The organism is Nocardia sp. NPDC055029, from assembly GCF_053608525.1.
Genome location: NZ_JBSGVQ010000004.1, coordinates 43,550 through 70,048, shown reverse-complemented (window position 1 = coordinate 70,048; position 26,499 = coordinate 43,550). Strand labels below are relative to the sequence as shown.

Genomic DNA, 26,499 nt, shown 5'->3' with positions numbered 1-26,499 from the left:
GTCAGGCCTCGCCGACGAATTCCCTGAGGACGGCGACGAATTCGTCCGGCTGCTCGACCTGCGGCGAGTGGCCTGCGTGCTCGACGAGGTGGGTGCGGGCGCCCGCCGCGGCGTATCTGTCCAGGGTGGCCGCGCTGTCGTAGAGGAGGTCGTGTCTGCCGTGGACGGCCAGGACCGGCAGGTCGAGTGTGGCCACCCGCTCGTCGAGCGGGCGCGCGGCGAAGTCGTCGGCCCGCGCACCGACGGCGTAGGCGAGGCCGGCGGGGACTGCGGCGCGGAAATCGCGGACCATCGCGTCGGCAAGGCCGGGCGCGGAGTCGTAGCGGAAGCGAGGCGCGAACACGGTCCGGTTGGCCAGGCGGATCACCAGGCTTGGTGTCCAGCGCTGCGCCAGCCGCACCGTCCACGGGCGGACCACCCATTTGGCGGCGGTCGGGATGCTGGCGGCGTGGTAGTCCGGCGCCTGGCCGATCACCACCACGCGGGCCACCCGCGGCGACACCGCAGCCAGCTCGAGGGCGATCTCGGCGCCGAACGAATGTCCGACCACCGTGACCTGCGACAGGTCGAGCTCGCCGAGCAGTGCGAGGATCGGGGCGGTCCGGGCCGCGGCCGTGAAATCACCGGATTCCGCGCCTTGATCGCGGACATCCACCCTGATCACCCGGTAGTCGCCGGCCAGCCGTTCGGCGACCGCCGCGAACCAGTCGACCGAGCCGGGGATGCCGTGCACGAACACGATCACCGGGCCGGTGCGCGAGCCTTCGTCCAGAAACAGCACCTGTCCAGACTATCGAGGACGCACCGGCGACCGGGTTTCCCGGCCTGGTCAGCGCGGTGGCGACCAACCATACGGTAGCGTATGGGGATGCCGCAAGAGGAGAACGTGAGGTCGGCCGGGCGCAGGTTGACCGCCGACGACTGGGCGCAGGCCGCCTTGGACGCCCTCGGCGAAGGCGGGCTGGCCGCGGTGGCGGTCGAACCGCTGGCCAAACGACTCGGCGCGACCAAGGGCAGCTTCTACTGGCATTTCAAGGATCGCGCCGCACTGGTCGAGGCCGTGCTCGCGCGGTGGGAGCAGCGCGGCACGCAGGACGTCATCGATGAGCTCGATCAATTGCCAGGGCCCGCACAACGATTGCGGCAACTGTTCACCCACGTCATCGAGTACGCCGCGCACGGCAGGGAGGATCTCGCGCTGCTCGCCTCGGTGGATCAGCCCGCCGTCGCCGCCGCGATGAGCCGGGTCGCCGAACGCCGGATCGACTATGTCGCCGCGCAATTGCGGCTGCTCGGGGTGCCCGATCCGCAGGCCTACACCCGCGCGAGCGTGGCCGTCAGCATCTATCACGGGTTCAATCAGCTGGCCAGGATCGCGCCGCAGACCCTGCCCGCCACCGACGAACTGGTGGACGCGGTGGTCTCCCGGCTGCTCGATCCGCAGCGCTGAACAGTCGCATGTCCAGCTGGGTTTACCGCATTGTCGGCCCACCAGTGGCGGTAATCGGCCTCGTCGAATACGCTTCGCCGCGGATGAAAACGCCTCATGGAGGGACGATTGATCACTCCGAACAGGCCGGAGGACGTAGCCGAAGTCCGGCACAGGGCGCCGTTGACCCAGCTGATACACCTGATGGCGGAGTATCAGCAGCTCGGCGCGCACCGTGATACCTACCTCGCGACCCCCGCCGACGACACATTCGTCCGTGGCTGCGGCATCGTGGCGGGCACCACAGCCACCATAGGCGTCATCTGCGCCGCCGTCGGCGCCTGGCAGGGTGGCGTCGCGCTACTCGTGATCGCCGCGCTCCCTGTCCTCTTGGCATTCCGTCGCGGAATCCTCAACCGGCAGAACCGCGCCGCGCGCATCGACCTTTTCGACCACGGCGTCACCGTCTACCGTTCGGGCCAGCGCGTCGCCGGATTCCGCTGGGACAGTACCGAAGTGCGCCAGCAGATGATCCCCTTCCACGACACCACGGCGGTGTCCTATTACCTCGCGCTCACCGGTCCCGGCGGTGTCGAAGCCAGCATCGACGAAGAAGGCTTCGCCCGCGCCCGCGACTGGGCCCGCGCCATCCAATCCGCGGTCACCGCAACGCAACTCCCCGCCGCCGTCGACGCCATCGACAACGGCGACACCGTGTCCTTCGGCGACATCGGCCTCTCCCTCGACGCCCTCCACTTCCAGGGCGAATCCTTTTCCTGGGAGAACATCCAGCTCATCGACGCCCGCAGCGGCCACATCCGCCTCAAGCTCACCGGCACCTGGCGCTCCCTGACCCCGGTCGGCACCATCCCCAACTTCTACATCTTCAACGAACTGGCGGAGAGGTTGCGGCTGACGCCGGTGGGGTGAGACAGCTTCCGCGACACCGGGTTACGCCGGCGACAGCGAACGGTCTACTCGCCGGATGGCGGCGCGAGTTCCTTCTTCGCCGGACAGACCGAAGGCCGGTCCACTCGGGAGTGGACCGGCCTTCGTGACTTCGCGAGAACTAGTGATCCGGGGGGATCAGAAGTCCATGCCGCCCATGCCGCCGGTGGGGTCGCCCGCGGGGGCGGCCTTCTCCGGCTTGTCGGCGACGACGGCCTCGGTGGTGAGGAACAGGGCCGCGATGGAGGCCGCGTTCTGCAGGGCCGAACGGGTGACCTTGACCGGGTCGGCAACGCCGGCGGCCAGCAGGTTCTCGTAGACGCCGGAGTCGGCGTTCAGGCCTTCGCCCTCGGGGAGGTTGGAGACCTTCTCGGCGACGACGCCGGGCTCGAGGCCGGCGTTGAAGGCGATCTGCTTCAGCGGGGCCGACAGCGCGACGCGCACGATGTTGACACCGGTGGCCTCGTCGGCCGACAGGCCGCTGAAGCCGTCCAGCGCGGGGGCGGCCTGGAGCAGGGCCACGCCACCACCGGCGACGATGCCCTCTTCGACGGCAGCCTTGGCGTTGCGCACGGCATCTTCGATGCGGTGCTTGCGCTCCTTGAGCTCGACCTCGGTGGCGGCACCGGCCTTGATCACCGCGACACCGCCGGCCAGCTTGGCCAGGCGCTCCTGCAGCTTCTCACGGTCGTAGTCCGAGTCCGAGTTCTCGATCTCGGTGCGGATCTGCGCAACGCGGCCCTTGATGGCCTCCGCGTCGCCGGCACCCTCGACGATGGTGGTCTCGTCCTTGGTCACGACGACCTTGCGAGCCTGGCCGAGCAGCTCCAGACCGGCGGTCTCCAGGGAGAGGCCGACCTCTTCGCTGATGACCTCGCCACCGGTGAGGATGGCGATGTCGGCGAGCTGCGCCTTGCGGCGGTCACCGAAGCCGGGCGCCTTGACGGCGACGGACTTGAAGGTGCCACGGATCTTGTTCACGACCAGGGTCGACAGGGCCTCGCCCTCGACGTCCTCGGCGATGATCAGCAGCGGCTTGCCGGCCTGGATGACCTTCTCCAGCAGCGGCAGCAGGTCCTTGACGGTCGAGATCTTGGCCGACACCAGCAGGATGTACGGGTCCTCGAGGACCGCTTCCTGACGCTCGGGGTCGGTCACGAAGTAACCGGAGATGTAGCCCTTGTCGAAGCGCATGCCCTCGGTGAGCTCCAGCTGGAGACCGAAGGTGTTGCTCTCCTCGACGGTGATGACGCCTTCCTTGCCGACCTTGTCCATGGCCTCGGCGATGAGCTCACCGATGGACGAGTCGCCTGCCGAGATACCGGCGGTGGCAGCGATCTGCTCCTTGGTCTCGACCTCCTTGGCGGTGTCGAGCAGCTTGGCGGTGACGGCCTCGACGGCCTTCTCGATGCCGCGCTTCAGGCCCAGCGGGTTGGCGCCGGCCGCGACGTTGCGCAGGCCCTCACGCACGAGCGCCTGGGCGAGCACGGTGGCGGTGGTGGTGCCGTCGCCCGCGACGTCGTCCGTCTTCTTGGCGACTTCCTTGACCAGCTCGGCGCCGATCTTCTCGTACGGGTCCTCGAGGTCGATCTCCTTGGCGATGGACACACCATCGTTGGTGATCGTGGGGGCGCCCCACTTCTTCTCGAGCACGACGTTGCGACCCTTCGGGCCCAGCGTCACCTTGACAGCGTCGGCGAGGGCGTTCAGACCCCGCTCGAGACCGCGACGGGCCTCTTCGTCGTACGCAATTGTCTTGGCCATTGCGTTGAGATCCTCCACATGTCTATGGCTGACACACGAGACGACCACAGGTTGGATCGCCCCAAAGTACGCTGGCCAGGTGCGGTGCCCGCGACGGACGACCGAGGGTGTCGATGGAACCCGGCCTCACCGTCCCGACCTGGCACTCAACAGACGCGAGTGCCAAAGCATTTTTAGCACTCGGGTGGTGAGAGTGCAAGGTCGCGCCCGGCGCGGAGGAACACACCGGGCGCGCCCCGCGTCAGGACTCGTCCTGTGACGCCGCCAGGAACTGATTCAGCAGCTCGACGAGTTCGGCTTCTACAACAGCCTTGTCCAGGCCGAGGTCGCTGAGCACGCCCGTGCCGTTCTCCTGTTCGAGCAGCGCGAGCAGGATGTGTTCGGTGCCGATGTAGTTGTGACCGAGGCGCAGCGCCTCGCGAAAGGTGAGTTCGAGGACCTTCTTCGTCTCACCGTCGAACGGGATGAGCGCGGGGATCTCCCCGCCCGCCGGCGGCAGCGACGCGGTGGCCGCCGCCTGGACCGACTCCAGGGTGACGCCACGGGCGATGATCTCCTTGGCGGCCAATCCCTCGGACTGGCGGATCAGGCCGAGGATCAGATGCCCGATCACGATCTGACCGTTGCCCGCCTCGCGGGCAGCTTCCTGGGAGCCGACGACCACCTGCCGGGCGCGTTCGGTGAACTTGGCGAACCCGGCCTGCGGGTCCATGGCCGCGGCGTCGCCGGGCTGTTTGGGGACGAAGCGCTTCTGCGCGGCCTGCTTGCTGACACCCATGCTCGCGCCGATATCGGTCCAGGAGGCGCCGGAGCGGCGGGCCTGGTCGACGAAGTGGCCGATCAGGTGATCGGCGGTCTCGCCGAGGTTGCCTGCGACCACCACGGCGTCGGTGAGCTGGTCGAGGACGTTGTCGGGGCGGGCCTTCTTGATGCCGTCGATCAGATCGTCGAGGCGGAAGTTCGGTGTGCTCATGCGTCAACTGTAGGTTGACGATTCCCGATCGTCAATCATTAGTTGACGATCAATCGGTGGCAGAGTGTCGACATGGGGAGATTTCGGCGTTCGGCCCGGTGGGGACTGCGCATCGTGGGGATTGTGGTGACGCTAGCCTGCGTGGTCGGCATGGGCAGGTTCCTGTGGCCGCAGCCGGGAATCGATGACCAGCCCGAGTCGACCGAGCGGCAGCTGGCGTTCGTCCGGGACGCGCTCGACGATGGGGCGGATGTCGCTGCGCAGGCGCAGTTTCCGGAGGGGCACTTCTTTCTGAACGCGCTCTACGGCCTCTCGTGGGTGCAGGCGGCGCACACCGATCCGGGTCTTCGCGAGGACGCGCTGCGCGAATCCCGGTGGGCGCTGGATCGATTGGAGTCCGAGGAGGGTCGGGCCGTGTTCAGCCCGACGTTGCAGCCGGCGTATGGGGTGTTCTGGGCCGGGTGGACCAACTGGTTGCGTGGGGCGATCCTGTCGCTCGATGCGTCTGATTCCGCTGAGGTGCAGCGGTTTTCCGCGCACAGTGCGGAGATCGCGCAGGCTTTCGCCGCATCGGAGACGCCGTTCTTGCAGGCCTATCGTGGACAAGCCTGGCCGGTCGATTCCACCGTGGCTGTGGCCTCGATGCGATTGCACGATCAATTGTTCGACGACAAGTTCGGGGCGGTGACGGCACGGTGGCTCGGGGCGGTGCAGAGCCGGCTCGATCCCGCCACCGGGCTGATGCCGCACGAGGTGTCGCCGGACGGGTCACAGCTCGACGGTGCGCGGGCGACCTCGCAATCGGTGATCCACCGGTTCCTGCCGGAGATCGATCCGGCCTTCGCGCGCAGTCAGTACGCCCTGTATCGCGAGCAGTACCTGTCCTATCCAGGCGGTTTCGGGCCTGCTCTGCGCGAATACCCCAAGGGTGTCGACGGTGTCGGCGACGTGGATTCGGGGCCGCTGGTAGCCGGAATCAGCTTGTCCGCCACCGTGGTCGGGCTCGGGGCTGCCCGGGTGAACGGCGACAGCGAGCTGGCCGCCGCGATCGGCGCCGAAGGTGAGCTGCTCGGTCTGCCGGTCAGTCTGCCCGGGTCCAAGCGGTATGCGTTCGGGGTGGTGCCGATCGGGGACGCGTTTGTGGTGTGGTCGTCGACGGCTCGGCTGCTTACCGGGGAACCGCCGACCGGCGAGGACGGCCTGCGCTGGTGGTGGCGGGTGCCGTGGTCGATCGTGATGGTGCTGATCGCCATCGCCCCCTGGACAGGGAGACTCGCCGCGGCGTTACGGCGAAACCGATCTACACCCTGACCCGCCCGTTCGGCGCGACGCTGTCGGCCGGATATCCCGCTTCCCGGATACCGGGCCGACAGTCGAATCCCGCGGCCCGTCGGCCGCCGAAACTCAGTCCCGCGGACGACGCAGCCGCAGCCGGGCGGACCCACGGATCGCCGGGCGGCGGATCTGCGGGATCCGGCTCTGGGCGCGCCGCTGGGCCCGGCGCTCGGCCGGTTTGTGCTGCCAGGTCTCCGGCCGCGCCGCCACCCAGCGCGCCGAGCGCCAGGCGAACGGGATGTGCGCCAGGTAGAGGGCGACCAGGATGAGCAGCAGGACGATCGGGTAGGTCACCAGCAGGGCGGCGGCCAGAGCCGTCAGCACCAGCAGGCCCGCGGCCGCCTGGGGCGCGACCGATACCGACTTCATCGCCAGGGTCGGGATGGTGCTCACGCACAGCAGCGCGGCGAAGATCGTCCAGGCGGCGACGAAGGCGAAGCCGTCCCACCAGCCGTCGCCGAACTGCACCTTCAGCGCGATCGGGACCAGCGCGATCAACGCGCCCGCCGGGGCGGGCACGCCGACGAAGTACTCCCGCGCCCAGTTCGGGCGGGAATCGTCGTCGAGCAGGGTGTTGAAGCGAGCCAGGCGCAGCACCAGGCTCACCGCGTACAGCAGGGCGACGATCCAGCCCGCGCTGTAGCCGTCGAGCAGGGTGACGTAGAGGACGAGCGCGGGCGCGACGCCGAAGGAGATCGCGTCCGAGAGCGAGTCCAGTTCGGCGCCCATCTTGCTCGTGGCGTCGAGCATCCTGGCCAGGCGGCCGTCGAGGGTGTCGAGCACGGCGGCGGCGCCGACCATGGCCAGCGCCACGTCCAGCTCGCCGTCGAGCCCGAACTTCACCGCGGACAGGCCCGCACACAGCGCGAGGATGGTGACGACACTCGGCAGCAACCGCACCGAGCGCCGGTGCTTTCGGCGTGCGGCCTGTTCGATCATCCCAGCACAGCCAGGACGGTTTCGGCCCCGATCGTGCGCTGGCCGGGGGCGACCAGCAGTTCGGTGCCGACCGGGAAATAGGTGTCGACGCGGGAGCCGAACCGGATCAAGCCGTAGGTGTCGCCGATGGTGAGCACATCGCCGACGCGCGCGTCACAGACGATGCGGCGCGCCAGCAGACCGGCGATCTGCACGACGACGACCTGCTTGCCGTCGGCGGTGTCGATGAGCATGCTGTTGCGCTCGTTGGCGTCGCTGGCCTCGGGCAGATCGGCCGAGAGGAACTTGCCCGGCTGATGCAGCACCTCGCGCACGGTCCCGGACACAGGAACGCGCTGCACGTGCACATCGAGCACGGACAGGAAGATGCTGACGCGCGGCAGCGGCTGATCGCCGAGTCCGAGCTCGGCGGGCGGCACCGCGGTATCGACGAGCGCGACCTCACCGTCGGCGGGCGCGACGACGATGCCCGGCCGGTTCGGCGGCACCCGGTGCGGGTGCCGGAAGAAGGCGGCACAGGCGGCAGCGGCGGACAGACCTGCCCGGCGCACCCATTTGTTCCGTCCGCCGACGACCGCGACCGCCAGCGGCACCGCGACAAACGGCAGGCCGGCGGGGTGCAGTGGAGGTACAGCGGCCCGCACCAGGTCGACCATGTGGCCGACGGCGGTGGTGTCGGGCGTGCCGGGCGGGGTGGGGCGGCGTGCCACGGGCTCCCTCTTTCGTGATGTGACGACAACGCAAGCGTTCACACCTTACGGGAACCCCACCGCTTCCACCCGTGGTCAGTGTGCCGCTCTACGTCCTGTGAACAGCTTCACCAGGAACAGCAGGACGCAGGCGCCCGCCAGACAGGTGAAGAAACTGAAGATCCAGCCAGCGCCCTCGACGTCGACGCCGAAGAGGCTGAGCACGAAACCGCCGAGCAGGCCACCGACGATTCCGACGACGATATTGAGCAGGATCCCCTGCTGCGCGTCGGTCTTCATGAACTTGCTCGCAATCCAACCGGCGAGGCCGCCGATGATGATCCAGCTGATAATCCCGAGTCCGAGCATGGTGTCCTCGTTCCCTCGATGGGTCGGCGAGCAATCGCCTTGCCTCCAAGGTACCTGTAACGGTTGTGACATATGACACGACTTCGCGGACCGAAGCCGTTAATATGAGGACGCCTCATGTCTGCACGTTCACATGTTGTCCATGCGCGGGTCATGGGCGATGAGCGACGGATTTCGATGCTTCGGGTACACCCAGCGGTGCAACCGCAGGTTGACAGGTACAGAGGAGACGCATAATGGCTGCTCGAATCGCCCAGACGACTGGAGCTGAGCACACCGCGATTCTCGGTTTGGGCGTCTATCGCCCCGTCCGGGTGGTCACAAACGACGAGGTCGCGGGCCCGATCGACTCGAGTGACGAGTGGATCCGCACCAGATCGGGAATCAGAACCAGGCGTTTCGCCTCCGCCGAGGAAACCATCCAGAGCATGAGTGTCGCCGCCGCGAAGGACGCGTTGGCTTCATCCTGTGTGGCCGCCGATCAGGTCGACTGCGTCATGGTCGCGACCTCGACCCATCTCCTACTCACCCCAGCCATCGGGCCGCAGATCGCCACCGATCTAGGCATGACCGGCGCGGCCGCGTTCGACATCTCCGCCGGCTGCGCCGGCTTCTGTCACGCCCTGGCGATGGCCTCGGATCTCGTGCGCGCAGGCACGGCGAAGAACGTGCTGGTGATCGGGGTCGAGAAGCTCACCAACACCGTCGATTTCACCGACCGCGCGACGGCGTTCCTGTTCGCCGACGGCGCGGGTGCCGTCATCGTCGGCCCGGCCGAGGAGCAGGGCATCGGCCCGACCGTCTGGGGCTCGGACGGCACCCAGCATCACGCCATCCGCCAGAACAAGGACTGGATGGAGTTCTTCGCCGAGATCGAGGAGAAGGGCACCGACGCGGTGCGTCCCTACCTCGCGATGGAGGGCACCGCGGTGTTCCGCTGGGCGGCGCACTCGCTGGAGAAGGTCTGCCGCGACGCGATCGACCGCGCGGGCCTGACCACCGACCAGCTCGACGCGATGATCCCGCACCAGGCCAACGGCCGGATCATCGAGATCATGGCCAGGGTGCTCAAGCTGCCCGAGGACTGCGCGCTGGCCAACGACATCGAGGAATCCGGCAACACCTCGGCAGCATCGATCCCGCTGGCCATGGAGGCCCTACTACGCAAGGGCGAGTCGAAGCCGGGCGATACGGCCCTGCTGATCGCCTTCGGCGCCGGACTGTCCTACGCCGCACAGGTTGTCACGCTGCCTGTCTGGCAATAACCGACCAGCAACTACGCCCACCGCCGCGGTGGTCTGCCTTCCCGCAGGCCACCGAGCGGTGGGCTCGCCATGTCCACCCCGTCCCACTTGCACCAACCCGGACATGCTGGCAAACTTTTCGCTACCACCGCTGCTGATCGACGATGCTCAGCTCCCAGCGTTCCCGTCGTCAACCCGAGGTGATCGGCCGTGAAACTGCGCTCATTCCTGCCACGCAGGCACACCAACGACGTCCCCCTGCTGCCGACCATCGAGCCGGACGACAGCTTCGCGCTGCGCGCCGCGTTCACCCGACGTAAACGCGACGAACGCCTCGAACGCCTGCTCACCCCCAGCGAACTCGAGCTGGTGCTGCATCACCAGCTCTGACCACCGCGGCACCGCGGGCGAGGAGGATACTTCTACGGGTGAGCACTCCAGCGGTAACCAAACCGGCCATTCTGAGCGTTGACGACGACCCCGGTGTCTCCCGGGCGGTGGTGCGCGATCTGCGCCGCCGCTACGGCGCGGACTACCGGATTCTGCGGGCCGAATCGGGACCGCAGGCGCTCGAGGCGCTGCGGGAGATGAAACTGCGCGGCCAGCCGGTCGCGGTGCTGATCGCCGACTACCGGATGCCCGGCATGGACGGCATCGAATTCCTGGAGCAGGCGATGGACCTGCATCCCTATGCCCGCCGGGTCCTGCTGACCGCCTACGCCGACACCAATGCCGCGATCGACGCGATCAATGTCATCGATCTCGACCACTACCTGCTCAAGCCGTGGGACCCGCCGGAGGAGAAGCTCTACCCGGTCCTCGACGGACTGCTCGATGCCTGGCGCAGCGCCGAACAGCGGCCGGTGCACGAGACGAAAGTCGTCGGCGATCGGTGGTCACCGCGGTCCTCGCAGGTGCGAGAGTTCTTGGCGCGCAATCAGTTGCCGTACCGCTGGTACCCCCTTGACGAGCCGGAGGGCGCCCGGCTGCTCGAGGCGGCGGGCGCCGATCCGCTGACCTGTCCGGTGGTGATCACCGCGGGCGGCACGGCGCTGATCCAGCCCAGTGACAGCGAGCTCGCCGAAAACGTCGGGCTCACCGTCGAACCCAGCGGCGATTTCTACGACCTGATCGTCGTCGGCGGCGGACCGGCCGGGCTCGGCGCCGCCGTGTACGGCGCGTCGGAGGGTCTGCGCACGGTGCTGGTCGAGCGCACCGCGACCGGTGGGCAGGCCGGGCAGAGTTCGCGGATCGAGAACTACCTCGGCTTCCCCGACGGCTTGTCCGGTGCGCAGCTGGCCGACCGGGCGCGCAGGCAGGCGGCCAAGTTCGGCGCGGAGGTCATCACCACCCGCGATGTCGTCGGGCTCGAGGTCAACGGATCGGCGCGCACGGTGCGCTTCGCCGACGGCGGCAAGCTGTGCGCGCACACGGTACTCATCGCGACCGGCGTCGACTACCGGCGGCACCCGGCGCCCGGTGTGGACGAATTCACCGGGCGCGGTGTGTATTACGGCTCGGCGATGACCGAAGCCGCCGAATGCGCCGAACAGGACGTCTACATCGTCGGCGGTGCCAACTCGGCCGGGCAGGCGGCGGTGTTCCTGTCCCGCAACGCCCGTCGCGTGCACATCGTGGTCCGTGGCGACGCGCTGGAGAAGTCGATGTCGCACTATCTGATCCAGCAGATCGCGCAGATCCCGAACATCGTGGTGCACACCGAGACCGAGGTGGTCGGCGTCGACGGTGACGATCACCTCGAGCGGATCATCCTGCGCGACAACCGGACCGGCACCGAGGACAAGGTCGACGCGCAGCGGTTGTTCCTGTTCATCGGCGCCGCGCCGCAGACCGGCTGGCTCGACGGCGTCGTCACCAGGGACGAGACGGGCTACGTGCTCGCAGGCCCCGACCTGATGATCGACGGCGCCCGCCCGCCGGGCTGGGAGCTGCCACGGCCACCGCACCACCTCGAGACCAGCGTGCCCGGCGTGTTCGTCGCAGGCGACGTGCACGCCGAATCCGCCAAGCGGGTGGCCTCCGCGGTCGGCGAGGGCGCGATGGCGGTCATGCTCGTGCATCGGTACCTGGCTTAGGAGCGGGAATGACCTTGATCTGCGATCCGAACGAACTGCGCACGCTGTTCCTGTTCGAGAAGCTCGACGACGACCAGCTGGCGCAGCTGTGCGCCGCAGGCCGGATCGAGTACATCGACCCGGGACCGGTGTACCGCGAGGGCGAGCCCGCCACCTGCTTCTACGTGCTGATCGACGGCGAGGTGCGGCTGACGAAGCTGTCCGGCGGCACCGAGATCGAGATCAACCGCACCGACCACCGCGGCGTGTACGCGGGCGCGTGGATGGCCTACCTCGGCGACAAGGTGAGCCAGGACTACGCGGGCTCGATGTACGTCCTGCGGAGCTCCCGGTTCCTCGTGCTGGACGCCGCCGACTTCGCGCGCATGGTCACCGACTGGTTCCCGATGGCGGTGCACCTGCTCGAGGGCGCGTTCTTCGGCGGGCAGAAGACGGGTCAGCGGATCGCGGAACGGGAGCGGCTGCTGGCGCTGGGTTCGCTGTCGGCCGGGCTGACTCACGAGCTCAACAATCCGGCCGCCGCCGCCGTGCGCGCCACCGCCGGGCTGCGCGAACGCGTCGCGGGCATGCGACACAAGCTCAAGATGATGGCCGAGGGCAAGTTCACGCCCGAGGCGTTCGTGAAGCTGGTCGAACTGCAGGAGCAGGCCGCCGAGCAGGTCGCCAAGGCGCCCGAGCTGGCCCCGCTGGAGGCGGCCGACCGCGAGGACGGCCTGGCCGACTGGTTCGACGAGCACGGCATCGCCGACGGCTGGAACCTCGCGCCGACCTTCGTGCAAGCCGGTCTCGACATCGACTGGCTCGAAGGCGTGCACGCGACCCTCGAGGCCTGCCAGGCGCAGGTGTTCGAGGGCGCGATCCGCTGGCTGAACTACACGATCGAGACCGAACTGCTGATGAACGAGATCGCCGACTCGACGACCCGCATCTCCACCCTGGTCGGCGCGGCCAAGCAGTACTCGCAGATGGACCGCGCGCCCTACCAGGTGGTCGACCTGCACGAGCTGCTCGACTCCACGCTGGTGATGCTCAACCGCAAACTCGGCGACGGCGTGCGGGTGGTCAAGGACTACGACCGGGCGCTGCCGCCGATCCCCTGCTTCGCGGCCGAACTCAACCAGGTGTGGACCAACCTCATCGACAACGCGGTCTACGCGATGGGCGGCACCGGCACGCTGACCGTGCGCACCTACAAGGAGAACGACTGCGCCGCCGTCGAGATCGGCGACACCGGGCCTGGCATCGCGCCCGAGGTCAGGAGCCGGATCTTCGAGCCGTTCTTCACCACCAAACCCGTCGGCGACGGCACCGGACTCGGCCTCGACATCTCGTTCCGGATCGTGGTCAACAAGCACAATGGCGATATCCGGGTCGAATCCGAACCGGGCAGCACCCGTTTCATCGTCCGCCTGCCGCTCGATCCGCAGGCGGACAACGACAGCACACCGTCGAACACAGGAGATCAGTGATGTCTGAAGAGTTCGAAGGAATCGACCCGAACGTGCCGCCCAGCGGGGCCGGTTGCGCGGAGTGCGACGCCGCGGGCGGCTGGTGGGTGCATCTGCGGCGCTGCGCGAAATGCGGGCACGTCGGCTGCTGTGACAGCTCGCCGAGTCAGCACGCGTCGAAGCATTTCGCCTCGACCGGGCACTCGTTCATGCAGAGCTACGAGCCCGGCGAGGACTGGTTCTACAACTTCACCACCAGCGAGATGTACAGCCGCGGGCCCAAGCTCACGGAACCGACCAGTCACCCGGTCGATCAGCCCGCGCCGGGACCGGCCGACCGGGTGCCCGCGAACTGGCAGTCACTGGTCCACTGAGAGCGCTCAGGCGTATCTCCGCCTTCGCTCCGGCCGTGCGCAGGTCTGGCGCCGGCTGCGCCCGCTGCGCTAGCTGAGCTTGATCCCGGCGGCCTCGGCGACGGTCTTGTCGGCGTTGCCCGGCGCGAGGCAAACCAGCTTCGCGGTACCGAGCGCCACATTCGGGCTGCCCTCGAAGGGGCCGCCGGGGTGGGCGGCCAGGATCTGCTCGATCGCCTGCTTCTCGCCGTCGCTGTCGAGCTCGTTGAACTGCGCGCAGGTGACGGCGGCACCCGCGGCGGGCGCGCCCGTCGCGGAGGCGGGCTTGGTGGTGGTGGCACTCGCGCTGGAGGTCGGCGTGCCCTTGCGCAGCCCGTTCGCGTCGGCGGCGTCGTCGGAACCGCATCCGGCCACCGTCAGGCACAGCGCCCCAGCAGCCAGGACGACGAGGGAGATTCGATTCATCTGCAGCTTTCCCCGGTGGGTCGTTGCGCCGGCACCTCCGGCGCGTCCGGTGCAGCGTACCGGCTGGTTGCGGTGGTTCGTCATGTCAGCCACTTTCGGCCCTCGACCTTGCGGTCTGCCAAACGATCCCTGATCGTCCGGGCGGAATCGCCGGAACGCGGCAGAATGGGGCAGTGGCTGAACTATCGCTCACCGCCCGGCTCAACCCCTCGGCAGCCGACGCAAGGCGCGGCGTGGTGCGTCTGCATCCCGAGACGCTCACCGCACTCGGCCTGCGCGAATGGGACGGCATCGCGCTGACCGGCGCGCGCCGGACCGCGGCGGTGGTCGCCAAGGCCCCGGCGGGCACCCCGCCGGGGGTGGCGCTGCTCGACGACGTGACGCTGTCGAATGTGGGGCTGCGGGAGAACGCGGCGGTCATCGTCGCGCCGGTGATGGTCTACGGCGCCAAGCAGATCTCGCTGAGCGGGTCGACGCACGCGACGGCCAGTATTCCGGCGGCCACCCTGCGGCAGGCGCTGCTCGGCAAGGTGGTGACGGTCGGCGACACGGTGTCGCTGCTGCCGCGCGATCTCGGGCCCGATATCAGCTCGGCGGCGGCCACGCAGGCGCTCTCGCGCGCGTTCGGCATCGCCTGGACCACCGAACTGCTCACCGTCACCGCGATCGAGCCGATGCCGGGACCGGTGAGCGTGCAACCCAATTCGGCCGTCGGCTGGGGTCGCGGCGCGGCCGCGATCATGCACGCGATGGAGCGCGACTCCGACGCCGACCAGAACGGGATACCGGCCGATATGGTGTCGGTGAGTTCGGGGAGCGCGCCGATCCAGGTCGAGGATCTGGCGGGGGTGCAGGGGCAGGCGGCCAAGCTGGCCGAGTGGCTGAGCCTGGCGCTCGACGAACCCGAACTGCTGAAGACACTCGGCGCACCCGCTCATCTCGGCGTGCTGGTCACCGGCCCGGCCGGGGTCGGCAAGGCGACGCTGGCCAGAGCGGTCGCGGCGCCGCGCCGCCTCGTCGAGCTCGACGGGCCAAGTGTCGGCGCGATGGAGAGCGGCACCCGGTTGCGCGAGGTCGCCGAGGCCGTCGGCGACGTCGCCGCAGGGCGGGGCGGGATCCTGCTCGTCACCGATATCGACGCGCTGCTGCCCGCCGACGCCGAACCGGTCGCCACCCTCATCCTCGACCAGCTGCGGGCCGCGATGCGCGCGCCGTGCGTCGCCCTGCTGGCCACGACCGCCCATCCCGCACAGGTGGATTCGCGGTTGCGCGCGCCGGATCTGTGCGATCGCGAACTGGCACTGCCGCTGCCGACCGCGGTGGTCCGGCGCGCACTGCTGGAGCAGCTGTTGCGCAAGGTGCCTGCCGAGACACTCGACTACGACATGATCGCTTCGCGGACACCGGGTTTCGTGGTCGCCGATCTGGCGGCACTGTGCCGGGAAGCGGCGGTCAGGGCGGCGGGGCGGGCCAGCCGCGACCAGGCCGAGCCGGAGCTCACCCAGGACGATCTGGTCGGCGCGCTGGATGTCATCCGGCCGCTGTCGCGTTCGGGGACAGAGGAATTGGCGATCGGCTCGCTCAACCTCGACGACGTCGGCGACATGGTGGAGACCAAGCAGGCGCTCACCGAGGCGGTGCTGTGGCCGCTGCGCCACCCCGATTCGTTCGCCCGGCTCGGCATCGACCCGCCGCGTGGTGTGCTGCTCTACGGCCCGCCCGGCTGCGGCAAGACATTCCTGGTGCGCGCGCTGGCAGGCACCGGTCAGCTGAGCGTGCACGTGGTGAAGGGCGCGGAGCTGATGGACAAGTGGGTCGGCTCCTCCGAGCGTGCTGTCCGCGAATTGTTCCAGCGCGCCCGCGATTCCGCGCCGTCGCTGATCTTCCTCGACGAAGTCGACGCGCTCGCCGCGCGCCGTGGCCAGAGCAGCGACTCCGGTGTCTCGGACCGGGTGGTCGCCGCACTGCTCACCGAGCTCGACGGCGTCGAACCGCTGCGTGACGTGGTGGTCGTCGCCGCGACGAACCGGCCCGAGCTGATCGACCCGGCGCTGCTGCGCCCCGGCAGGCTGGACCGGCTGGTGTTCGTGCCGCCGCCGGACGCGGCCGCCCGGTTCGACATCCTGCGCACCGCGGGCCGGTCCGTGCCGCTGGCCGACGATGTGGATCTGTCCGCCCTCGCCGCCGACCTCGACGGCTACTCCGCCGCCGACTGCGCCGCCCTGCTGCGCGAGGCCGCGCTGTCGGCCCTGCGCCGCGATATGGCGGCCGCCGACGTCACCGCCGACGACGTGGCCACCGCGCGCCGCACCGTCCGGCCGTCGCTGGATCCCGATCAGGTCGAGTCGCTGCGCCGGTACGCCGAGAGCCGGGCTTGACGACCACCCAGCGTCATCGACGACGTCGCAGCTAGAAGGGTGTTTCGGCGAGTATCGTCGAGCTGTGGCCACGTTCGGGGACGGTGTGGATGCGGTCTCGGCGTTCGCGGGCGCCGCGATCGCGGGAATCGCACTGTTCGTGCCGGTCACCTCCCGCTCCAGCTCGGTGATCGACACCCCCTATCAGATGGCCAGCTGGGCGAACAGCATTCCTCGCGCGACGACCCTCGGACTGATCGTCGCCGTCGTCGTGGCCGTGCTGATCCGGCAGGGACTCGACTGGCTCGTCGCCGCCGGTGCCGCCGCGGCGCTGGGGCTCAACTATTTTGTCGGCCACACCATGGACTCGGCCGAGGTGCTCACCACCCAGAACTATGTGAACGCGCTGTTCGGCGGCGTGATCTTCGGCGCCCTGTGCCTCTGTTCGCTGCAGCTGCGCTGGGCCGCAGCCGGTTTCGCACTCGGCTCGGTGGCGGTGTTCGTGTACGGCGAAGTGATCGCGCTGGTCGCCGACAACATGTTGACCACGACGGACCAGGCCGTGCACAGTCCCTCGGGGCTGATCATCGCCGCTGTCGTGCTGCTCGCCGTGAACTCTGTCCGGCACCGGCACACCATCAAGCCGCCCGCCGGGCCGCCGCTCACCGCCGATCTGCCGATGGTCCCGATCGTGTCCGCGACGGTCCTCGCGCTGTCGGTGCTGCTGGCCACCGAATGGCTCCAGCGTGAGTTCGCCGAGCTCCATCGGGGCTTCTGGCCCATCGCGCTCGCGGTGGCGGTCACGGTCGTCGCCGCGTTCGTCGCGGCCACCCTGCTGCCCGGCCGCGACGGGACGGCTGTGCTGGTCGCCGTCAGCCTGGCCGCCGCGGGCGACTCGGTCATCGATGGCCCGAGCCTGGGCTGGCGGATCGTGCTCGTGCTCGGCGCGGCGGCCGTCGGCATCCTGGCAGGCATGCGCTGGGCCTCGCCGTGGGCCGTCCTGTGCGGCGCCGCCGCGATCTGCGTGTTCGTCACGTTCTCCGAACGCCTGCCGTGGACCTTCGTCTGGACGGTCGGCACGCTGGTTCTGGCCGTGGTCGCCGGGTATGCGTTCGGCTCGATCCGGGTCGGCTACGGGCCAAGCGCCGTGCTCGGACTCGGCGCGGTGTACCTGCCGTCGATCCTGTGGTCGATTCCCACCGGTCTGCGGAACTGGCCGACCGGCGCGGATCCGATGCCCGAAGCCACGGCAGGCCGGGCCGCGCTGGCCATCACGATCGGCGGCGCGGCCGCGCTGCTGCTCCTGTACCGGATCCGATCCGCCGAGCCGACGCCCGCGGTCACGCCATAGCCGTACCCGGCGGGACAGGGCGTGATCCCGGCTCCCGGGGCGCGCCGCCCGCTGATCGCGACATCCCAGGTGAGCGGGGTGCGCGCCGGTATCGTCGAACGGTGCCCAAGATCGGGGATGGTCTGGACGCGGTCACGGCCTTCGCCGGGTCCGCGGCGGCCGGAATGTCGCTGTTCCTGCCGTTCACCTTCGGGTCAGGCGCCGAGGACAATTCGCCCTACCACGTCACCAGCCTGATCAACAGCGTGCCGCGCGCGGCCGCGCTCGGGCTCATCGTGGCCGTCGTCGTCGCCGTGCTGGCCAGGCCGATCAACCGGCCCGGGCTGATCTGGCTCACCGCGACGGCCGGGGCGGCGGCGCTGGCGGTCAACTACTTCGTCGGGCGGACGATGGTCTCGGCCGACGTGCTCACCACCCAGAACTACATCGACTCGCTGTGCGGCGGCGTGTTGTTCGGCGCGCTGGGCATCTGCGCGTGGCGGATGCGCTGGCCCGCGACCGGTTTCGCGCTCGGCGTGGTGGTGGTGTTCATCTACGGCGAGGTCGTCGCCCTGTTCACCGCGAACTCCGCGGCGACGGTGGACAAGTCGGTGGGCATCCAGGCCTGGCTGATCGGCGCCGCGGTCGTGCTGCTCGCGGTGAACACCGTGCGCCATCGGCACGGCGTCATGCTGCCCGCGGTGCCGCGCATTGCCGCCGATCTGCCGATCAGCCCGATCGTGGCCGCCACCATCCTGTCGTTGTCGCTGCTGGTCGCCACCGAATGGCTCGGCCGTGAGTTCGACGGTCGCCGCGGGAACTTCTGGCAGATCGCCACCGCCGTGGCGATCACCATCGTGGCCGCGTTCGTCACGGCGACCCTGCTGCCCGGCCGCGACGGCGCCGGTGTCCTGATCGCGGTCAGCGTGGCCGCGGCGGCCGACGCGCTCGGTGACGGCAGCCGTCTCGGCTGGCATCTCGTGCTCGTCCTTGTGATCGGCACGGCCGCCGTCCTGGCCGGTCTGCGCTGGGGGACATCGTGGGGTGTCCTGCTCGGCGCCGCCGTGATCTGCGTGTTCGCCTCGGTGGCACAACGGATCCCGTGGTCGCACACCTGGACGGCCGGGACCGTCCTGCTGACCTGCGTCGCCGGTTTCGCGGTCGGCTCGATCCGGGTCAGCTACCTGCCGAGCGCCGTGCTCGGACTCGGCGCGCTGTACCTGCCGTCGATCCTGTGGTCCATTCCCACCGGGGAACGGCAGTGGCCGACCAGCACGACTGTCGCCGACGAGAGCACGCCGGCCAGGGTCGCGCTCGCCATCACCGTCGGCGCCGCGGCGAGCTTGGCCCTGCTGTACCGGATCCGTCCCGCCGCATCGGAAGAAGCGGCCGTGCCATAGCCGAGCCCCACCCGACATGGCCGACGCGACATCCGCGGTACCGGCGCACATCCCGGCATCGCCCGTAGGATCGGAGCGAGCTACTCGACCGCTACCGACCCGACGGAGGAGAGTTGCTCGCCGTACTGCTCGTCCACGCGCTGGCCGCACTGGTGGCACCGCTGTGCGTACGAGTGCTGGGCCGCAACGCTTTCTACCCGCTGGCCCTTGTCCCGCTCGGCAGCCTCGGCTGGGTGATCGCGCACTGGGGAACGACGGTGCGCACGCATACCCAATGGGCGCCGCAGATCTCGATGGACATCGACCTGCGCTTCGACTCGCTCGCCGCGGTGATGTGTGTGCTCGTGCTCGGCATCGGCGCGCTGATCCTGGCCTACTGTGGCCGCTATTTCGAGCGCGACGAAGCCAGGCTCGGCGTATTCGCCGCCGAGCTCATCGGTTTCGCCGGCGCCATGTTCGGCCTGGTCACCAGCGACAACATGCTGCTGCTCTACGTGTTCTGGGAAATCACGACGGTGCTGTCGTTCCTGCTCGTCGGGCATTACGCCGAACGCGCTGTCAGCCGGCGGGCGGCGATCCAGGCGCTGCTGGTGACCGGTGCGGGCGGGCTGGCGATGCTGGTCGGGATCGTCATCCTCGGGACGCGCTACGGCAGCTTCCTGCTCTCCGATCTGCTCGCGACCGCACCGCCCGCCGGGACCGCGGTCTCGGTGGGGATCGCGCTCGTGTTGATCGGCGCGATCAGTAAATCGGCGATCGTGCCGCTGCACTTCTGGCTCCCCGGCGCGATGGCGGCGCCGACCCCGGTGAGCGCCTATCTGCACGCCGCCGCGATGGTGAAGGCGGGCGTCTATCTGGTGGCCCGGCTAGCGCCCGCGTTCGCGCAGACGGCGCCGTGGCATGTGCTGCTCCTGCCGCTCGGCGTCGCCACGATGTTGCTGGCGGGCTGGCGGGCGATCCAGGTGCACGATCTGAAGCTGGTGCTGGCGTTCGGCACCGTCAGCCAGCTGGGTCTGCTGATCACGATGACGGCGATCGGCACGCCGGACGCGGCGCTGGCCGCCATCACGCTGCTGGTGGCGCACGCCCTGTTCAAGGCGAGCCTGTTCATGGTGGTCGGCATCATCGACCACGGCGCAGGCACGCGGGACCTGCGCCGGTTGTCCGGGCTCGGCAGGCGGGCGCCGTGGCTGTGCGCGGTGGCGGTGATCGCGGCGTTAAGCATGGCGGGGCTGCCGCCGATGCTCGGGTTCGTCGGCAAGGAGTCGGCGCTGAGCGCGCTGTGGTCGACCGAGGTGCTGAGCGCACCGGCGAGGGTGGCACTGCTGGCCGGCGTTGCCGTCGGGTCGGCGTTCACGGTGGCCTACAGCATCCGATTCGTGTGGGGCGCTTTCGGTGTCACCGCCAATCCCGAGCGCGTGGTGACCTGGCACGCGCCGGGTCCGCTGCTGCTCGGCCCGCCGGCGGTGCTCGCGGTGGCCGGGCTCGCGGGCGGTCTCGACACCCCGGCCGTCGACCGCTGGCTGAGTCCCTACGCCACGTCACTGCCCGGTGTCCTGGACACCCACCTCGCGCTGTGGCACGACTTCACCGGACCGCTCGCGCTGACGGTGCTGATCGTCGCGGCCGGTCTCGCGCTGTTCCTGATCCGGGGCCGGATCGGCGAACCGGCGCACCCACGGCTGGGCAATGCCGACCGCAACTACGACGCGGCCCTGCGCGCGATGGACCGGCTCTCGCTGCGCATCACCGGTACCGTGCAGTCCGGTTCGCTGCCAGCCAGCCAGGCCGCCATCCTCGGCACCCTGATCGTGTTGCCGACGATCCTGCTCGCCCTCGGCACCCGCACGGGAGTGCAACTGCGCCTGTGGGATTCGCCGTTGCAGGCGGCGATCGGGGCGATCATGATCGCGATGGCGCTGGCGGCGACGGTGCTGCGCAACCGTTTGGCCAGCGTGCTCGTCGTCGGGGTCACCGGCTACGGCTGCGGCGTCATCTTCGCCCTGCACGGCGCACCCGATCTGGCGCTGACCCAATTCCTGGTCGAGACACTGACTTTGGTGATCTTCGTGCTGGTACTGCGGGCGTTTCCCGCCGAGATCGCCGAAGACCAGGCCACCGCGTTCAAGGTCAGGCGGGCACTGCTGGCGATCGGCGTCGGGGTCACCGTCGCGGTCCTGGCCGCCTTCGCCACCGCGGCCCGGCGCAGCGAACCGATCTGGCAGGCCATTCCCGACGCGGCCTACCGGATCGGTGGCGGCAAGAACGCGGTCAATGTGCTGCTGGTCGACATCCGCGCCTGGGACACCCTCGGCGAGATCTCGGTGCTCGTCGTCGCCGCGACCGGCGTCGCCTCGCTGGTGTTCCGCAGCCGCCGCTTCGGCAGCGCGCCGCGCGCCGCCGACTCACCCCACTACGACCCCGACGCGGTGAGCTGGCTGCCCGCGGCCCGGCTGGTCGACCGGCGCGAACGTTCGATGGTCCTGCAGATCACCACCCGCCTGATCTTCCCCACCATCATGGTGCTGTCGGTGTACTTCTTCTTCTCCGGCCACAACGCCCCCGGCGGCGGCTTCGCCGGCGGCCTGATCGCCGGACTCGCCCTGACGCTGCGTTATCTGGCGGGCGGACGCTACGAACTCGGCGAGGCGCTGCCGGTGGACGCCGGGCACCTGCTCGGCGCCGGTCTCACCCTGGCCGCGGGCACCGCGACCGCGTCGCTGCTGCTCGGCGCGCCACCGTTGTCCTCGGCGATCGTCGAGGTGACCTTGCCGGTGCTCGGCCACATCAAGCTGGTCACCGCGCTGTTCTTCGACCTCGGCGTCTACCTGGTCGTTGTCGGGCTGGCACTCGACGTGCTGCGCAGCCTCGGCGCCCGCCTGGACAAGGAACTAATATGAGCGCCAACCTGATTCTGCTGATCACCATCGGCGCGCTCACCGCGTGCGGTGTCTACCTGCTGCTCGAGCGGATCGTCTCGAAGATGCTGCTCGGCATGATCCTGCTCGGCAACGCGGTCAACCTGCTGATCCTCACCATGGGTGGCCCGGACGGGAAACCGCCGATCCTCGGCAGCGCCGACACCGCGCACGACGGCATGGCCGACCCGCTGGCCCAGGCGATGGTGCTCACCTCGATCGTGATCACCATGGGGCTGGCCGCGTTCGTGCTAGCCCTCGCCTACCGCTCCTACACGCTGACCACCACCGAGGACGTGCGCAACGACCCCGAGGACGCCCAGATCGCCGCCCGGCGGGAACAGGAGGATCCCGAACAGTGACCCTGTCCCCGGAGCTGCTGCCCGCCATCGCCGCACTGCCGGTGCTGATCCCGCTGCTCGGCGCCGCGGCGACGCTGGTGTTCGGCCGCCGCCCCCGGCTGCAGGCGATGATCTCGCTGAGCGCGCTGTCGTGCGTGCTGGTGGTCAGCGCGCTGCTGCTGTACCTGGCCGACCGCGACGGCACCACCGCGGTCCAGGTGGGCGGCTGGCCGACCCCGATCGGCATCACCCTGGTGGTCGACCGGCTCTCTGCCGCGATGCTCCTGGTGTCGGCGTTCGTGCTGCTGGCGGTGTCGATCTACGGTGCGGGACAGAACATCTCCGACGGCGACGAAAATCAGCCGACCTCGATCTACCGGCCCACCTACCTGGTGCTGACCGCGGGGGTGTCGACGGCGTTCCTGGCCGGCGACCTGTTCAACCTGTTCGTCGGCTTCGAGATCCTGCTCGCGGCATCGTTCGTGCTGCTGACCGTCGGCGCCACCGAGGCGCGCATCCGCACCGGCATCGCCTATGTGATGGTGTCGATGGTGTCGTCGCTGATCTTCCTGATCGGCATCGGCATCACCTACGCCGCCACGGGGACACTGAATCTCGCGCAGCTGGCCGTTCGGCTGGAAGCGACGCCGAGCGGTGTGCGCACCGCCTGCTACGCGGTGCTGCTGGTGTCGTTCGGGATCAAGGCGGCGGTGTTCCCGCTGTCGAGCTGGCTGCCCGACTCCTACCCCACCGCCCCGGCGCCCGTGACCGCTGTCTTCGCCGGTCTGCTCACCAAAGTCGGTGTGTACGCGATCATCCGCACCCACACCCTGTGGTTCCCCGACGGCGCGTTCGACGACATCCTGCTGGTGTGCGGGCTGGCGACGATGCTGGTCGGCGTCCTCGGCGCGATCGCGCAGACCGACATCCGGCGACTGCTCTCGTTCACCCTGGTCAGTCACATCGGCTACATGATCTTCGGGATCGGGCTCGCCACCACGGCGGGCCTGACCGGCGCGGTCTTCTACGTCGCCCACCACATCCTGGTGCAGACCGGACTGTTCCTCGCGGTCGGCCTCATCGAGCGCCAGGCGGGCTCGGTGTCGCTGCGGAGGCTCGGCGGGCTGGCCACCGCGAGTCCGCTGCTGGCCGTTCTCTTCCTGGTGCCCGCGCTGAATCTCGGTGGTATTCCGCCGTTCTCGGGGTTCATCGGCAAGGTCGCCCTGTTGGAGGCGGGCGCCGCCGACGGCAGTGCGCTGGCCTGGGTGCTCGTCGCGGGCTCGGTCGTCACCAGCCTGCTGACGCTGTACGCGGTGGCCAGGGTGTGGAGCAAGGCCTTCTGGCGGCCGCGCGAGGAAGCGCCGGAGGGCCATCTCACCGCCGCGAAACCACCGACCCTGGTGGAGGATACGACCGACGTGCACTACGAGGACCGCACCGACCCCGGCCGGATGCCGGTGCTCATGGTGCTCGCGACCGCCGGTCTCATCACCGCCGGACTCGCGCTGACGGTGCTCGCTGGGCCGATTCTCGGCATCGCCGAACGCGCGGCCGCCGACCTGAACGACCCGTCGGTCTACATCGACTCGGTGCTCGGGCCGGAGGCGCGATGAATACGCTCGGGATGTTGATCAACCGCGACAACGTGCTGCGGGTCGGCGTGCTCGCGTGGTTGACCTGGGTGTGGGTCGCGCTGTGGGGTGACCTCAGCGCGGCCAATGTCATCGCCGGTTTCGTGGTCGCGCTGATCGTAGTCTTCGCGCTGCCGCTGCCGCTCGTACCGGTGACCGGGCGCTTTCACCCGCTGTCGTTCCTCGAATTGATCGTGGTGAGCGTCTATTACGCGCTCGAATCGAGCCTGCAAGTGGCCTGGTTCGCGATCCGGCCCGCCGGGCCGCCCGTATCCGGCGTGCTGCGGGTGCACCTGGGCATCCAGTCCGATCTGGTCCTGGTGATGGCGACCGACCTGCTCAACCTGATCCCCGGCACCATGGTGCTCGAGCTGGACCGGGCGCGGTGTGTGGTCTATGTCCACGTGCTCGACGTGGGCAGTGAGAAGTCGGTGGTGAAGTTCTACAGCACCACACGGCGATTGGAGCATCTGCTGATCAACGCCTTCGAACGGCCGAGCGAACGCCTGCGCCTCGATCCGGAGGAGCGCCCGTGACCGTCGTCGCCGTCATCGCAGGCATCCTGCTCACCGCGGCGGCGGTGATCACCAGCTACCGCGTGCTGGCGGGCCCGAGCACCCTCGACCGGGTCGTCGGGATCGACTCGCTGATGGCCATCGCCGCCGCCGGACTCGCGGTCTGGGCCGCCTACAGCAACGACACCACGGTGATCCCGGCGATCGTCGCGCTGGCCCTGGTCGGATTCCTCGGCTCGGCCGCGGTGTCGCGCTTCCGCGTCAGGGACGACCGATGACGGCTTGGGAATGGGTCTCGGCCGTGCTGATCCTGACCGGCTGCGCGCTCGCGTTCACCGCGTCCATCGGCATCGTGCGGTTCCCCGACACCCTCACCCGCATGCACGCCGCGACCAAGCCCCAGGTGGTCGGCTTGGTCCTGGTCCTCGTCGGCACCGGGATCGACATCAGGAACGACGTCAATGTGTGGATGCTGGTGCTGACCGGCCTGTTCACCATCATCACCGCACCCGTCATCGCCCACCTCATCGGCCGCACCGCCTACCGCGAACAGCGCCACCGCGACGGCCTGCTGCGGATCAACGAACTGGGCAACGCGGCCGACGACTAACCGCCCACCCGCACCGGCTCCATCGCAGGTTGGGGCGCCGTGGCGAACCAGGTGGCATGGAACGCGGCGGCCACCGCGGCCAGCGATCCGATGACGATCGCGCCCGCGAGCACCGGGTGCTCCGCCATCGGCACCGCCAGGTACCGGTAGGACAGCAGCAGCCCGGCGAACACCGCAGCGCCGAAGCCGACCATCCGCACCCGGAACGCACCCCAGCCACGTTCGGGCGCCCGCAATGCCGACTCGACGGTCAGGCACAGCACCGCGCCCGCCACCAGGTCGACGCCGTAGTGGTAACCGAATCCGAGCGTCGCGGCCACGGTCGCGCCCAGCCAGAACGCTCCACCCCAGCGCAGCCAGGCGGGCGCGCGTGACCCGTCGACATCACGACGGGTGTGGATGAACAGCGACAGCGCCCACGCGGTGTGCATCGACGGCATGCAGTTGCGCGGGGTGAACGCGTCGAACGGCAACGCCGCCGGGCTGCGGTCGATCGGCGGCAGCGCCGTCGGCCAGAAATTGCCCACCTGGAAACCGTGCCCGTCCGCGCCGAACGCGAACATCGGCCCGACGACGGGAAACAGCACATAGAACAGCGGCCCGACCAGCCCGAGCACCAGGAACGTCCGAACCAGGTAGTGCGACGGCCATTCCCCGGTCGGGACGACCTTGCGCAACTGCCACACCGCGACCACGATCGCCGCCACCGGCAGCTCGATGTACACCCAGTGCAGCACCGCGTACACCTCGGGCCCGAGCACATCCAGTACCCGGCCGAGGACCCACGACGGATCACCGAGCGCGTGATCGGCGAGCAGGAGGTATTCGTCGAGCACCGCGGGCCGCACCGCCGAGGTGACGTGCAACCACACGTCACCGACCTTGGTGGCGAGCACGAGCAGCGCACCCAGTGTCGCCGCCTTCAACGCGTCCGTGCGTTCGCGACCGCTCCAGCTCACCGCCGCGACGATCGCGAGCACGGTCAAGACGATCGTCGGCCCGTTGCCGACCGTGAACGGCTTGCCGTCGAGCAGACGCAGCGCGGCGCACACCGCGTCGATCCCGACCGCAGCGAACACCGCGAACACCCGCCTGCGCGCGTTGACCCCGACCAGCGCGAGCACCAGCCCGGCCCACGGCACCGACATCGATTTCGGTGTGCCGATGTAGTCACGGGCCAGACTCGCCAGCGGTCCGTCGAAACCGTTGACGAACGCGGCGATCTGCAATCCGACGAGAAGTACGAGCACCGACGACATCCCGACGACGGCGAGTGTGCGTGGCTCACGGAGACGGTTCCAGAGGACGGCACCCCCCGCAGCGCCACGCGGATGTTCGACAAGCA

25 protein-coding genes are annotated in these 26,499 nt (G+C 69.3%); 17 read left to right on the top strand and 8 right to left on the bottom strand.

Annotation, left to right across the window (positions count from 1 at the left end):
* Position 1: 1 nt before the first annotated feature.
* Positions 2-781 carry an alpha/beta fold hydrolase gene (locus tag ACWF9G_RS05085; protein WP_452513779.1) on the bottom strand — a complete coding sequence of 260 codons (780 nt, stop codon included), beginning with the start codon at positions 779-781 and terminating at the stop codon, positions 2-4.
* An 87-nt stretch (positions 782-868) separates the two neighbouring features.
* Between ACWF9G_RS05085 and ACWF9G_RS05080 the strand changes: the two genes are divergently transcribed.
* Entirely contained in the window at positions 869-1,450 is a 582-nt protein-coding gene (locus ACWF9G_RS05080; RefSeq protein ID WP_452513778.1) for a TetR/AcrR family transcriptional regulator, read from the top strand.
* Positions 1,451-1,558: 108 nt separating this feature from the next.
* Positions 1,559-2,359 carry a DUF6585 family protein gene (locus tag ACWF9G_RS05075; RefSeq protein ID WP_452513776.1) on the top strand — a complete coding sequence of 267 codons (801 nt, stop codon included), beginning with the start codon at positions 1,559-1,561 and terminating at the stop codon, positions 2,357-2,359.
* A gap of 156 nt (positions 2,360-2,515) precedes the next feature.
* On the opposite strand, the gene groL is transcribed toward ACWF9G_RS05075, so the two are convergent.
* The gene (gene groL, locus ACWF9G_RS05070) at positions 2,516-4,141 is read right to left on the bottom strand and encodes a chaperonin GroEL (RefSeq protein WP_379304354.1); all 1,626 of its coding nucleotides are present in this window, start codon (positions 4,139-4,141) and stop codon (positions 2,516-2,518) included.
* A gap of 241 nt (positions 4,142-4,382) precedes the next feature.
* The gene (locus ACWF9G_RS05065; protein ID WP_452513773.1) at positions 4,383-5,114 is read right to left on the bottom strand and encodes a Clp protease N-terminal domain-containing protein; all 732 of its coding nucleotides are present in this window, start codon (positions 5,112-5,114) and stop codon (positions 4,383-4,385) included.
* A gap of 123 nt (positions 5,115-5,237) precedes the next feature.
* Here ACWF9G_RS05065 and ACWF9G_RS05060 point away from each other — a divergent pair, with 123 nt between their 5' ends.
* Positions 5,238-6,425, top strand: coding sequence for a hypothetical protein (locus ACWF9G_RS05060; protein WP_452513771.1), 1,188 nt, complete (start codon positions 5,238-5,240; stop codon positions 6,423-6,425).
* A 93-nt stretch (positions 6,426-6,518) separates the two neighbouring features.
* Here the strand turns inward: ACWF9G_RS05060 and ACWF9G_RS05055 are convergent, their stop codons facing one another.
* The 3 genes from ACWF9G_RS05055 to ACWF9G_RS05045 all read right to left on the bottom strand — a co-directional run bounded on the left by ACWF9G_RS05055 (position 6,519) and on the right by ACWF9G_RS05045 (position 8,446).
* Complete coding sequence (locus ACWF9G_RS05055; protein WP_452513770.1) at positions 6,519-7,388, bottom strand: CDP-alcohol phosphatidyltransferase family protein; 870 nt, start codon at positions 7,386-7,388, stop codon at positions 6,519-6,521.
* Complete coding sequence (locus ACWF9G_RS05050; RefSeq protein ID WP_189025222.1) at positions 7,385-8,098, bottom strand: phosphatidylserine decarboxylase; 714 nt, start codon at positions 8,096-8,098, stop codon at positions 7,385-7,387. Before ACWF9G_RS05050 ends, ACWF9G_RS05055 begins: the two co-directional genes overlap by 4 nt.
* A gap of 75 nt (positions 8,099-8,173) precedes the next feature.
* On the bottom strand, positions 8,174-8,446 hold the full coding sequence (locus ACWF9G_RS05045; RefSeq protein ID WP_379304344.1) for a GlsB/YeaQ/YmgE family stress response membrane protein: 273 nt from the start codon (positions 8,444-8,446) through the stop codon (positions 8,174-8,176).
* 236 nt (positions 8,447-8,682) lie between these two features.
* Here ACWF9G_RS05045 and ACWF9G_RS05040 point away from each other — a divergent pair, with 236 nt between their 5' ends.
* The 5 genes from ACWF9G_RS05040 (at position 8,683) to ACWF9G_RS05020 (ending at position 13,608) form a co-directional block, all read left to right on the top strand.
* Positions 8,683-9,711: a beta-ketoacyl-ACP synthase III gene (locus ACWF9G_RS05040; protein ID WP_379304342.1), complete on the top strand. Its 1,029-nt coding sequence runs from the start codon at positions 8,683-8,685 to the stop codon at positions 9,709-9,711.
* 189 nt (positions 9,712-9,900) lie between these two features.
* Entirely contained in the window at positions 9,901-10,080 is a 180-nt protein-coding gene (locus ACWF9G_RS05035; protein WP_379304340.1) for a hypothetical protein, read from the top strand.
* A 38-nt stretch (positions 10,081-10,118) separates the two neighbouring features.
* Complete coding sequence (locus tag ACWF9G_RS05030; RefSeq protein ID WP_452513767.1) at positions 10,119-11,786, top strand: FAD-dependent oxidoreductase; 1,668 nt, start codon at positions 10,119-10,121, stop codon at positions 11,784-11,786.
* Positions 11,787-11,794: 8 nt separating this feature from the next.
* Positions 11,795-13,255: an ATP-binding protein gene (locus ACWF9G_RS05025; protein ID WP_379304336.1), complete on the top strand. Its 1,461-nt coding sequence runs from the start codon at positions 11,795-11,797 to the stop codon at positions 13,253-13,255.
* A complete protein-coding gene (locus ACWF9G_RS05020) occupies positions 13,255-13,608 on the top strand; it encodes a UBP-type zinc finger domain-containing protein (RefSeq protein ID WP_452513764.1) in 354 nt (117 codons plus the stop codon). Before ACWF9G_RS05025 ends, ACWF9G_RS05020 begins: the two co-directional genes overlap by 1 nt.
* Positions 13,609-13,677: 69 nt before the next feature.
* Here the strand turns inward: ACWF9G_RS05020 and ACWF9G_RS05015 are convergent, their stop codons facing one another.
* On the bottom strand, positions 13,678-14,052 hold the full coding sequence (locus tag ACWF9G_RS05015) for a hypothetical protein (RefSeq protein ID WP_379304332.1): 375 nt from the start codon (positions 14,050-14,052) through the stop codon (positions 13,678-13,680).
* A gap of 173 nt (positions 14,053-14,225) precedes the next feature.
* Here ACWF9G_RS05015 and ACWF9G_RS05010 point away from each other — a divergent pair, with 173 nt between their 5' ends.
* The 9 genes from ACWF9G_RS05010 (at position 14,226) to mnhG (ending at position 25,154) form a co-directional block, all read left to right on the top strand.
* On the top strand, positions 14,226-16,430 hold the full coding sequence (locus ACWF9G_RS05010; protein ID WP_452513762.1) for an AAA family ATPase: 2,205 nt from the start codon (positions 14,226-14,228) through the stop codon (positions 16,428-16,430).
* A gap of 64 nt (positions 16,431-16,494) precedes the next feature.
* Positions 16,495-17,760 (top strand): hypothetical protein, encoded by a 1,266-nt coding sequence (locus ACWF9G_RS05005; RefSeq protein WP_452513760.1) that lies wholly within the window; start codon positions 16,495-16,497, stop codon positions 17,758-17,760.
* Positions 17,761-17,861: 101 nt separating this feature from the next.
* On the top strand, positions 17,862-19,139 hold the full coding sequence (locus tag ACWF9G_RS05000) for a hypothetical protein (RefSeq protein ID WP_452513759.1): 1,278 nt from the start codon (positions 17,862-17,864) through the stop codon (positions 19,137-19,139).
* 113 nt (positions 19,140-19,252) lie between these two features.
* Complete coding sequence (locus ACWF9G_RS04995; protein ID WP_452513757.1) at positions 19,253-22,039, top strand: Na+/H+ antiporter subunit A; 2,787 nt, start codon at positions 19,253-19,255, stop codon at positions 22,037-22,039.
* On the top strand, positions 22,036-22,419 hold the full coding sequence (locus ACWF9G_RS04990) for a Na(+)/H(+) antiporter subunit C (protein ID WP_379304322.1): 384 nt from the start codon (positions 22,036-22,038) through the stop codon (positions 22,417-22,419). Before ACWF9G_RS04995 ends, ACWF9G_RS04990 begins: the two co-directional genes overlap by 4 nt.
* Positions 22,416-24,011 carry a Na+/H+ antiporter subunit D gene (locus ACWF9G_RS04985; protein WP_452513755.1) on the top strand — a complete coding sequence of 532 codons (1,596 nt, stop codon included), beginning with the start codon at positions 22,416-22,418 and terminating at the stop codon, positions 24,009-24,011. The genes ACWF9G_RS04990 and ACWF9G_RS04985 overlap by 4 nt, the downstream gene beginning before the upstream one ends.
* The gene (locus tag ACWF9G_RS04980; protein ID WP_379304318.1) at positions 24,008-24,565 is read left to right on the top strand and encodes a Na+/H+ antiporter subunit E; all 558 of its coding nucleotides are present in this window, start codon (positions 24,008-24,010) and stop codon (positions 24,563-24,565) included. Before ACWF9G_RS04985 ends, ACWF9G_RS04980 begins: the two co-directional genes overlap by 4 nt.
* Positions 24,562-24,822 (top strand): monovalent cation/H+ antiporter complex subunit F, encoded by a 261-nt coding sequence (locus ACWF9G_RS04975; protein ID WP_379304316.1) that lies wholly within the window; start codon positions 24,562-24,564, stop codon positions 24,820-24,822. Before ACWF9G_RS04980 ends, ACWF9G_RS04975 begins: the two co-directional genes overlap by 4 nt.
* Positions 24,819-25,154, top strand: coding sequence for a monovalent cation/H(+) antiporter subunit G (gene mnhG, locus ACWF9G_RS04970; RefSeq protein WP_379304314.1), 336 nt, complete (start codon positions 24,819-24,821; stop codon positions 25,152-25,154). The genes ACWF9G_RS04975 and mnhG overlap by 4 nt, the downstream gene beginning before the upstream one ends.
* On the opposite strand, the gene ACWF9G_RS04965 is transcribed toward mnhG, so the two are convergent.
* A complete protein-coding gene (locus ACWF9G_RS04965; protein WP_379304534.1) occupies positions 25,151-26,413 on the bottom strand; it encodes a phosphatase PAP2 family protein in 1,263 nt (420 codons plus the stop codon). The genes mnhG and ACWF9G_RS04965 overlap by 4 nt on opposite strands.
* Positions 26,414-26,499 lie beyond the last annotated feature (86 nt).

Bases quoted from the DNA above. Each gene is read 5' to 3' on its own strand.
- ACWF9G_RS04965 (WP_379304534.1), bottom strand. From the start codon at position 26,413: ATGTCGTCGGTGCTCGTACTTCTCGTCGGATTGCAGATCGCCGCGTTC.
- ACWF9G_RS05020 (WP_452513764.1), top strand. From the start codon at position 13,255: ATGTCTGAAGAGTTCGAAGGAATCGACCCGAACGTGCCGCCCAGCGGG.
- ACWF9G_RS05015 (WP_379304332.1), bottom strand. From the start codon at position 14,052: ATGAATCGAATCTCCCTCGTCGTCCTGGCTGCTGGGGCGCTGTGCCTG.
- ACWF9G_RS05065 (WP_452513773.1), bottom strand. From the start codon at position 5,114: ATGAGCACACCGAACTTCCGCCTCGACGATCTGATCGACGGCATCAAG.
- ACWF9G_RS04990 (WP_379304322.1), top strand. From the start codon at position 22,036: ATGAGCGCCAACCTGATTCTGCTGATCACCATCGGCGCGCTCACCGCG.
- ACWF9G_RS05055 (WP_452513770.1), bottom strand. From the start codon at position 7,388: ATGATCGAACAGGCCGCACGCCGAAAGCACCGGCGCTCGGTGCGGTTG.
- groL (WP_379304354.1), bottom strand. From the start codon at position 4,141: ATGGCCAAGACAATTGCGTACGACGAAGAGGCCCGTCGCGGTCTCGAG.
- ACWF9G_RS05080 (WP_452513778.1), top strand. From the start codon at position 869: ATGCCGCAAGAGGAGAACGTGAGGTCGGCCGGGCGCAGGTTGACCGCC.
- ACWF9G_RS05025 (WP_379304336.1), top strand. From the start codon at position 11,795: ATGACCTTGATCTGCGATCCGAACGAACTGCGCACGCTGTTCCTGTTC.
- mnhG (WP_379304314.1), top strand. From the start codon at position 24,819: ATGACGGCTTGGGAATGGGTCTCGGCCGTGCTGATCCTGACCGGCTGC.
- ACWF9G_RS05040 (WP_379304342.1), top strand. From the start codon at position 8,683: ATGGCTGCTCGAATCGCCCAGACGACTGGAGCTGAGCACACCGCGATT.
- ACWF9G_RS05045 (WP_379304344.1), bottom strand. From the start codon at position 8,446: ATGCTCGGACTCGGGATTATCAGCTGGATCATCATCGGCGGCCTCGCC.
- ACWF9G_RS04980 (WP_379304318.1), top strand. From the start codon at position 24,008: ATGAATACGCTCGGGATGTTGATCAACCGCGACAACGTGCTGCGGGTC.